General features: G+C 38.1%; 9 protein-coding genes. 6 read left to right on the top strand and 3 right to left on the bottom strand.

Going from position 1 to position 8,714, the window contains the following annotated elements:
* The first annotated feature begins 473 nt into the window (after positions 1-473).
* The 5 genes from M8E35_RS25710 (at position 474) to M8E35_RS25690 (ending at position 2,656) form a co-directional block, all read left to right on the top strand.
* Complete coding sequence (locus M8E35_RS25710; protein ID WP_252473819.1) at positions 474-1,082, top strand: hypothetical protein; 609 nt, start codon at positions 474-476, stop codon at positions 1,080-1,082.
* A gap of 101 nt (positions 1,083-1,183) precedes the next feature.
* A complete protein-coding gene (locus tag M8E35_RS25705) occupies positions 1,184-1,486 on the top strand; it encodes a hypothetical protein (RefSeq protein ID WP_252473818.1) in 303 nt (100 codons plus the stop codon).
* Positions 1,487-1,693: 207 nt separating this feature from the next.
* Positions 1,694-1,843 (top strand): MarR family transcriptional regulator, encoded by a 150-nt coding sequence (locus M8E35_RS25700; protein ID WP_309446512.1) that lies wholly within the window; start codon positions 1,694-1,696, stop codon positions 1,841-1,843.
* A gap of 232 nt (positions 1,844-2,075) precedes the next feature.
* Positions 2,076-2,342 (top strand): hypothetical protein, encoded by a 267-nt coding sequence (locus tag M8E35_RS25695; protein WP_252473816.1) that lies wholly within the window; start codon positions 2,076-2,078, stop codon positions 2,340-2,342.
* Complete coding sequence (locus tag M8E35_RS25690; protein WP_252473815.1) at positions 2,318-2,656, top strand: hypothetical protein; 339 nt, start codon at positions 2,318-2,320, stop codon at positions 2,654-2,656. The genes M8E35_RS25695 and M8E35_RS25690 overlap by 25 nt, the downstream gene beginning before the upstream one ends.
* A gap of 752 nt (positions 2,657-3,408) precedes the next feature.
* Here the strand turns inward: M8E35_RS25690 and M8E35_RS25685 are convergent.
* The 3 genes from M8E35_RS25685 to kamA are packed head-to-tail and all read right to left on the bottom strand — an operon-like array spanning position 3,409 to position 7,296.
* Positions 3,409-5,115, bottom strand: a complete 1,707-nt coding sequence (locus M8E35_RS25685) for a Na+/H+ antiporter NhaC family protein (RefSeq protein WP_373887489.1) — start codon at positions 5,113-5,115, stop codon at positions 3,409-3,411.
* 55 nt (positions 5,116-5,170) lie between these two features.
* Positions 5,171-6,043, bottom strand: a complete 873-nt coding sequence (gene ablB / locus M8E35_RS25680; RefSeq protein ID WP_252473814.1) for a putative beta-lysine N-acetyltransferase — start codon at positions 6,041-6,043, stop codon at positions 5,171-5,173.
* Entirely contained in the window at positions 6,034-7,296 is a 1,263-nt protein-coding gene (gene kamA, locus M8E35_RS25675) for a lysine 2,3-aminomutase (protein ID WP_252473813.1), read from the bottom strand. Before kamA ends, ablB begins: the two co-directional genes overlap by 10 nt.
* 810 nt (positions 7,297-8,106) lie before the next feature.
* Between kamA and M8E35_RS25670 the strand changes: the two genes are divergently transcribed.
* The coding region (locus M8E35_RS25670) for a sigma 54-interacting transcriptional regulator (RefSeq protein WP_252473812.1) at positions 8,107-8,714 on the top strand (608 nt) is incomplete at its 3' end.

Genomic DNA, 8,714 nt, shown 5'->3' with positions numbered 1-8,714 from the left:
CAGGAAGACTATTACTCAGAGATAAAATGTTGTATGGTTTGTGGCGAAAAGTTGCTGGTTTTACTTGACTGCTTACAACAGTAACTTTTAATTATAAAGTGAGTATTAGGTTATAAAATTTTGGTAGCTATATAACTAAATTAAAGCGTCCCACACGGGGCGCTTTTTTGTATTCTCTTAAAGGCGGTGATTACCTTTGAAAATGCAAGAGGTCAACTGATAACAATAGCTTTTGAACCGGCAATAACGTATATGAATGAGCTATCCAGATCATCCACACCTCAATATGGGAACTCCACACAGATGATTGCCTGAACCAACTATCTAGTGACTGATTCAATTTGCTATATCAATAAACCGAATGTATTAGGCGATACACAAACAGAACGATATTATCCGCTCTAATAAATAACAATCTTGTTCTTACGTTATCAAGTCTGGTTGGCAACAAGAGAATTAACGGGGCATGGGATATGGATTGGACCTCAAGAGGGACAACTCGAAGCAGACGTTTTTCCTTTAGGCTAAATCCTCAAGGTTTGTGCCGTTGTGGTAATTCAAAAATACATACATCCTGCCACATGGTGGATGATTTAGCAACGGTTAAACCGAAATATCGGTATAACGCAGCAATAGGTTATAAACAATACATTGACTTAGGTTGGTGGAGTAGAGCAGTACTTAGACCGCAAATGCGAAGTAGTTATTCAACAAGTTCGAGTTTAATTATGACAATGTCCAATAATGAAGCTATTGTAGACACACGAGATTGGTATAACGACGGAACTTATCACTGGATATCATGTAAGGGGTGGAAGTCTTCTACTGGTTCAATAGTAAATGGATGGGCAGTAGCAAACACTCAGGATAATATCATCTATTATATTAGACCTACGCTGAAGCCCACTGCTAAATATGCTCTGAGTATTTGGGCTTCAGATGCTGATAATACTTACTTAGAGGATCTTCCTGCAGGTTCGGTAATAAATTCGCTTAGTGGTGGCGATATGCCCTCTTATGGAAACATGGCTTATGCGCAGGTGAGCAGCTGGACGGATCCCCAAGGGAAAACCGTTTTGTAGTTGGAGGAGGATATGGATATGTACACACTAATTTCCGTAGCAGTTCGCCTTCATCCTATTATATAGGATTATAAAATAAATAAATTAAGGAGACGAATAAGATGAAAATAAATATCGTTAAAAGTATTGGGTTCAGTGTTATTGGAATATCATTGCTTGTTGGAAGCATATTTGTTGGAACTAATTTTAATAAGTCGGTAGATGCCAGTACAGGTTCTTTGGCGGTAATCCAAGTACAACCAAATAAAATGGAACGTAAAGATTGGAATTTAAATGTTACAAATATTGAATTTAGTAGTACTCAAGGAAATCAGAAGTGGGCCAATGTTCATATGACTTTGAATAATGCAAATGGGGCTGACAAGAAATTTATTCCTGAAGGTAGTCTTCTTACCACGTTTTAGTCGCTTCTTGATCATCTTATACTCTTGACGAGCAATGAAACCCTGCATATCAGACATCATATCATCACTATCATCTTCAAGGTCATATATTTTTTGCTGGGGGTTACAATAAATGTCCCTGACCTACGAAGGATATTTTTAACTTAGCCTGTTCCTCACCGTCACCTCTGCTTAACCTGTCTATGTCCATAACGACTACAGCGTCATATCAAGGGAGGATCACAGCTAGAACATGCTATAAAACTGTACCGAGCAAAGGCAATGTCAATCAGGGACATCTGTGAAGCTACAGGAGTGAGTAAGTCAACACTGTGCAGAAGATTAAAGGAGATGGGATTGACAGCATTGACTGCCTGATTGTAACGCTCTGACACCTGAGACTTTATTTATGCCAGAAAATTTTAATAGCAGACTTTAGTTATTTAGCAGAAGGCACTTCCATTGACGGGGGTGTCTTCTTGCTATGTGGACTAACCAACTACTTTCCCAGACTTTAAAATTAGCAGAAAATTTTATTGGTAAGTTTAAAGTTATTTACTAACACATACTACAAATGAACAAAATAAACTACAGGAGGAGTTTTTAGAAGATGAACATTCCTAAAACAAAAGATCGTATGCTGTTAGGTATTATTTCTGGAGGGCTAGTTTTTATAGTTCAATCTTTGTTTGATTATATGTCGGTTAAAAGAGGAATCTCTAAACGTTCTTATTGGACTACTGCCGCAGGTGTATGGGTAAGTAGTCGTTGGCAGGCAGGAAAATGGAATGGACAATTATTAGGTGCTTGGATGACATTTGGATTAAATTTAGTAAATGGGATATTCATGGTTTGGATGTTACCAAAGTTGGTTTGAATAAATGGGCAGTAAAAGGTGTGGTTTCAGCTTCTGCTTTTGGAGCGACTGTAAATGCTTTATTAAGTGGTTTTGGTAATAATAAAATTGCACCAAAAGATAGCAGTAGTAATCTATCGTATGCTTTAACAAATATTATCACAGGGCTTATGGCTTCTTGGAGCATAGTTACATTTGGAGATAAAACACTATTTAACGAAAGGCGTGTTATAGCTGATACCACAAAAACTAAATCATCATATTCATCAACTATTCCTAGTTACATTGACGGTCGAAGTGTAAATAAAGAAGAAGCTGATCCTTATATGCAATAAGAAAATTCCTGAAGGCACTTCCAGAGGTGGGGGTTCTTTTCTGTATGTCTGAGAGGTCACAGGACAGTCTGTAAGGTGCTGTGTAGTGTTGTGTTAAGCCTTCTATACTCTGTATACTAAGTTCTGAAATGGAGTGCTTACAGTCAATACCCTCGATTACCACCCCCACTCCACCGTTTTATGGGTGATCTTTCCTGTGTTTCCATCAATTACATAAATAACAATTATTTACAGAAAATTAAACAATTACAAACAAGTAATATATTCCATAGCAGGGATATGCTAGGAACAGCCAACTGTATGAAACTGCAGGGACTGAGGGGACTGCTCTGACAGCTAACACTAACACCATTGTTTTAAAAACCTTAGAGATTGAGTTTTCTTTTCTATATCGTGAAAAAAAGGATAAGTGCCCAGCTTTTTTGGATTTATTTGGCCGAAATGTACCTACACCTCCAGAAAATAGATTAGGGAAATTCATGCTTAGAAAGGCCAATGGTGACTTGCATCAAAAGTTGTAACGACTGGACGTGCCTAAATAATATAGGCAAAAATCATCCCGAATATAATACAGACAGCAGCCTGAATAATTACTCCCTTAAGAACCCAAAAAAACTTTATTGGCGTAGGTTGTACGATAGTTTGCCGCAAAAGACTCTTTTATACTAGTCACTTATCAAAACATTTTTTGAGCTATCAGCCAAAATGTATAATGCTGATGAACTGTTTGACAACCTAAAGAAGTGAGGTCCTCAGTTCGGGACTGGTTTACCAAACAGATAGAGTACTAACCCAGTGACACCCATAGCTAGGGGAAGAACAATATAAACTTTAAGCCCCAGACCGACTAACAGATATCCGAAAAGGATTGAGATTCCTGCAATGGTTAGAGCATAAGTAGCCTGGGTCTTTACGTGGTCGATGTGGTCACAGGCTGACCCCATCGAAGACAATATCGTGGTATCGGATATAGGGGAACAGTGATCTCCAAAGATTGCACCCGTTAAAACTGCTCCAACATTCATAATAATATAGCTGTCTACTGGAGATATGGCATGGGCCAAAGGAATGGTCAGCGGCATGAGTATACCCATTGTCCCATAGGAAGTTCCGGTGGCAAAAGAAATGACGGCCCCTAAAACGAAGATTATGGTCGGCAGAATAAACGCTGGAAGTGTATTAGAGAGTTTTGATACAAGGTAATTAGCTGTACCAAGCTCCCTCATTACACTACTCAGAGACCAGGCCAACAGTAGGATAACTCCCGTTATAAGCAGGGACTTCATCCCGTGTATCCAAGTATCGATAGCTTCACTCAAAGTAAAGATTCTCTTAATTACTCCCATGCCTATAGCCACAATACTGGCAAAAACGGCTGCTTGGAAAAGGACTACACTGGCATCTGAGGCACCGAAGGTTTCTCGGATTGAGACGAATGAAAGAGGAGCATTTATCAGGACTTGAGCTAGATCAGGATCATCCCCTCCCATGATTGCATGATACCCGTTAAAGTAGAACCCTAGAAAAGCACCAACGATAAGGACAGCAATAGGAATAATTCCATTCCAGACACTAAGCTTGGTGGTTTCCTTAGGTTCAAGTTCCGTAGCCTCAGACGATATCATTGGTTTGGCGTCAGCAGCCAAAACTTTGCCGGTTGTTCTTGCCCTGACCTCTGCTCTCAGCATAGGACCAAATTCTCTGAGAAAGAGAGCTGAAAAAAATATAAAGGTCAAGGCCAGAATATTATAAAATCTGTAGGGTATTGTAGAAACAAAAATATTGTAAGCGTTTACTTCTATACCTAACGATCGATAGGCATCTTTAATTAATCCTACTTCGTAGCCTATCCAGGTAGAGATAAGAGCTATTCCCGCAATTGGTGCAGCCGTAGAATCCACAATAAAAGCAAGTTTCTCTCGAGATATTCTTAACTTGTCTGTTACGGGTCTCATGATCGGACCAACGATTAACGAGTTGGCATAGTCATCGAAAAAAATAAATATTCCCATTAGAAAGGTTACCAACTGAGCACTCCTGGGTGTCTTTGACTTGTGAGCCAGACTCAAAGCAATAGCTTTTGCACCTCCCATTTTTCCTACAAGTGCAATAACTCCTCCAATAACTAAAACTTGGAGAATAATACCCGCATTCCATGGATCTGCCAAGGAATTAAGAATCTTAGAAACGAGGAGAAGAAAGGAATCCCAAAAAGCAGAAAAAATATTTGCCTGTAAAGAGAGTAGAAACGTACCAGAGAGTGCTCCTAGAAATAATGATAGAACAACGTTCTTACTGAAGAAGGCCAGTGCTATGGCTAAAAGCGGGGGCAAAAGAGTTAGCAGACCCCAGCGCTGAGAATTCTCTACGGCAGGATCAGCTTCTGCTCCTAGAGCAATTGTTGGTATCAGAAAGGCCACTACTGTCATACAGGTCAAAATCAATTTTAGCTTTTTCATAATATGTACTCCTTCGAAAAAATAATAGTACTCAAGATTCAGCCCCCCTTTTAATCTAATACTTCTCAATTGTTTTAACCCAAATATTCATATCTTCAAACTTACCCATAATGTTACAGTTATTAGCTAGTCTCCCCGTAAATTTGTATCCATGCTTACTAAGTACGATATTAATGCCAAGAGATAGCCCTCTTGACAAGCTAAATAAGGTAATATAGTTTCTATCTCTCAAAGTTTGTTCAAGGTGATATACTAACTCGCTTAATAATCCTCTTCCTCTAAAGTGTTCAAAGGTTGCACAATCTGTTATCTCAGCATGCAATAGTTCCTGATACAAGTCCGCAGAAGCAGCACTGACAATGTTATTTTCAAATTCAGCGACTTTAAAAATAACTTTCTCGCTTTTGATAATGTCTGCAATAAAGTCAGGGTTATTCATCGGTGTCGGATAGGTCTCAAATACCGTTCCATATAAGATAGCCAGCTCACTCGCATCCTTAAGATTTGCATTACGTATGACAAATTCCTTGCTAAATTCGTCATGATGATATAGGTTTGTATACTTTTCCGCGGTCTTAATAATTTGATCTTCTTCGATAAGATAATTACTTCGCCCCCTAGTGGGATCATTAAAAAATGAAACACAATACCCAGTTTTACCTTTATAATATCCATCAATTGTACCCTCAAGGACAAACCCATTGTCAGTAAATATATGAGCATCTTCCTTATAGACCGTAGCTATGATTTTGCCCATACCGTGCTGTTTACATAGTTCTATAGAGTTATTTACTATATTTATGGTATTGCCGTGATAGTTAAGAAGTTTTATTCTCTGATTATGGAAATCAATATAGACATCCAATGATAAGTCATCTAGACTAATTGTTTCATAAAAATTGCGTTGGTTATCTGCAGCTATTCCCATTGATCACGCCTCGCGATCCGATTATTTGATTTAGGCACAAGACTTAATTTTTTCTCTCGGAAAAGTTTCTCAATACCTGTGAAAGGCAGGTTCTGGTATTCTCGACAATAATCACAATGATGACATTCATTTGTTTTATCTTCTGGCTCAGTATAGGCACATATAACCCCTTCATAGTTACGGAGGATAACCTTATCAGCAGACTGGGAGATAAGGTATTGCGGGCTGACAGGGATTTTTCCTCCGCCCCCCGGTGCATCCACAACATAGGTCGGAACAGCATAACCGGATGTATGGCCACGCAGTAGTTCGATGATTTCAATACCTTTACTTACGGATGTTCTAAAATGATCGATGCCAGAAGATAGGTCACATTGATATAGATAGTAGGGACGCACACGCATTTTTACCAAATCGTGTACCAACCTTTTGATTATATAGGGGCAGTCATTAATTCCTTTTAAAAGGACTGTTTGATTACCGAGGGGAATTCCGGCATCTGCAAGTTTTCTGCAGGCTTCTTTTGTCTCCGGCGTTATTTCTTGAGGATGGTTAAAATGAGTATTTAGCCAAATAGGATGATATTTACGAAGGACATTACACAGATCATCCGTAATCCTCTGAGGTAAGACTACAGGTGTCCTGGAGCCAAAGCGGATAATTTCCACATGATCAATCGCTCTGAGACTCGATAGAATATAATCAATAGTTTCATCGCTCACCAGCAGGCTGTCCCCTCCAGATATCAATACATCTCTGATCTGTGGGGTCTTTTTTATATAGTCAATTGCTCTTTCCAGTTCTTTCTTGGGCAAGGCCATATCCGTTGAACCTGCCATTCTTCTCCGGGTACAATGACGGCAGTACATAGAACATTGATCGGTAATAAGAAATAGCACTCTGTCAGGGTATCTGTGGGTAAGTCCTTTAACAGGAGAATCGCTTTCTTCATGGAGAGGGTCCTCCATATCACACTTAGCCTTTTCCATTTCTAGTGCCATTGGAATGGCTTGTTTTCGAATAGGGTCGTCATGATTGTTTTGATCGATGAGTGTAGCATAATAGGGAGTAATTGCCATGCGAAGAGTTTCAAGGCAGTGATTTACACCGCGTATTTCATCTTCAGTAAGATCAACAACCTGTTTTAACTCTTCTACCGTTGTAATTCTGTTAGCGATTTGCCATTTCCAATCGTTCCATTGCTCTTCTGTTATATCTCGCCATAATGTAATATCTTTATAGTTTCTTTGCATGATGAACTCCTTCTAAGAAATTTGGAATAGTGTTTCACCTTTATCCTTACCGTATACAACGATTTGATTCTATGTATAATCTGATGTCTTAAATAAAAAAAGTGCTGTTTGAGAAAATGGATTTCTTATACAGCACATCTTTTCTACAAACCTTCAATTGTCATTACAATTGACAAGGTAAAATTACGAAATCTAATAAGAATATGGGTGTAATTCCTATAAGGAATTTGCACCCATTTCCTAATGGTTTTTGGGAAAAGACCTACTAGCCTAGTTGAAACAGTAATAGCATTTATTCTACAGTTGGGGTTATCGGGATTTGTTGGCATACTCTTTTCATATCTCTTAACAAGTATTAACACTGCCAACTACTACTTAAAGAGTACTATTTATGCCTATGGCGTATGGTTCTCGCTAATGGGAGTAGTTTATTTATATCAAGTTCAAGGTTTAATCGATCAGCCTGTAAATAATATTATTACCGAAATAGTAGCTATAACTCTTTACGGCTTAGTGTTAGCTTTATTATTAAATTACTTAGATAAAAAGCATAAATCATAACAAAGGTTTGCATTATACTAATTTATAATACTTAGTATTATATTTATGTAAATTATAACCTTAATTGTATCAATCCGTAAGAATTAAAGGATGACTTTTCGAAGCAATTAAACAACCAATAGCAGGTGTGTTGTTTAATTGCTTATGTTGTGTTTATGGAAATTCCCTAGAGATAATATACAAAGGGAAGTGTTTAAATCAGAATAGTATGTTAAAATTGCACTAATGACTCTAAAGGAGTGAACATTTATGCCAGATATCCGTGAAGAGAATAAGGATATATTTTTTTATGTTTTAGAATCTATGCAGGGTATCGTGGTGACAGATATAGACGGTAAGATTATTTTTTTAAATGACAGATATGCGGAGATCTTGCAAGTAAATCAACATGAAGCCATCGGAAAAGATGTTAGGGATGTAATCCCTGGTACACGGATGCATATTGTAGCTAGGACAGGACGCGAAGAAATGGGCTCATTATTCATGCTTAAGAATGGTGAGTCTGTATTGGTTAATAGGATACCCGTTAAGAAAAATGGTAAGATAATTGGAGTAGCGTCATTTAGTTCTCTCTCAAAGGCAGATGAAATGAGTACTATGGCTACAATTCAAAAAATCAGTCATTTAAGCCAGGAACTAAATCAATATAAAAGTGAATTGAACAAGTTAAGGGGAGCTAAATACTCGCTGGATCAAATTATTGGCAATTCTCCTAACCTTATCAAGATGAAGGAATTAATAAAAAAAGTAGCTCAGACCAAGTCTACTGTACTTATAACAGGAGAGACAGGCACTGGCAAAGAGCTGGTTGCCCATGCTATACACCAGCTTAGTACACGGAGCCATCATTCATTTGT

It is taken from the genome of Desulfosporosinus nitroreducens, from assembly GCF_023897015.1.
Lineage (GTDB): Bacteria > Bacillota > Desulfitobacteriia > Desulfitobacteriales > Desulfitobacteriaceae > Desulfosporosinus > Desulfosporosinus nitroreducens.
Note: the sequence above shows the minus strand (reverse complement) of the source record. Positions and strands in the feature narration are given on the sequence as shown.

Coding starts and splice junctions, on each gene's coding strand:
- M8E35_RS25710 (WP_252473819.1), top strand. CDS start 474: ATGGATTGGACCTCAAGAGGGACAACTCGAAGCAGACGTTTTTCCTTT.
- M8E35_RS25705 (WP_252473818.1), top strand. CDS start 1,184: ATGAAAATAAATATCGTTAAAAGTATTGGGTTCAGTGTTATTGGAATA.
- M8E35_RS25695 (WP_252473816.1), top strand. CDS start 2,076: ATGAACATTCCTAAAACAAAAGATCGTATGCTGTTAGGTATTATTTCT.
- M8E35_RS25685 (WP_373887489.1), bottom strand. CDS start 5,115: ATGAAAAAGCTAAAATTGATTTTGACCTGTATGACAGTAGTGGCCTTT.
- ablB (WP_252473814.1), bottom strand. CDS start 6,043: ATGGGAATAGCTGCAGATAACCAACGCAATTTTTATGAAACAATTAGT.
- kamA (WP_252473813.1), bottom strand. CDS start 7,296: ATGCAAAGAAACTATAAAGATATTACATTATGGCGAGATATAACAGAA.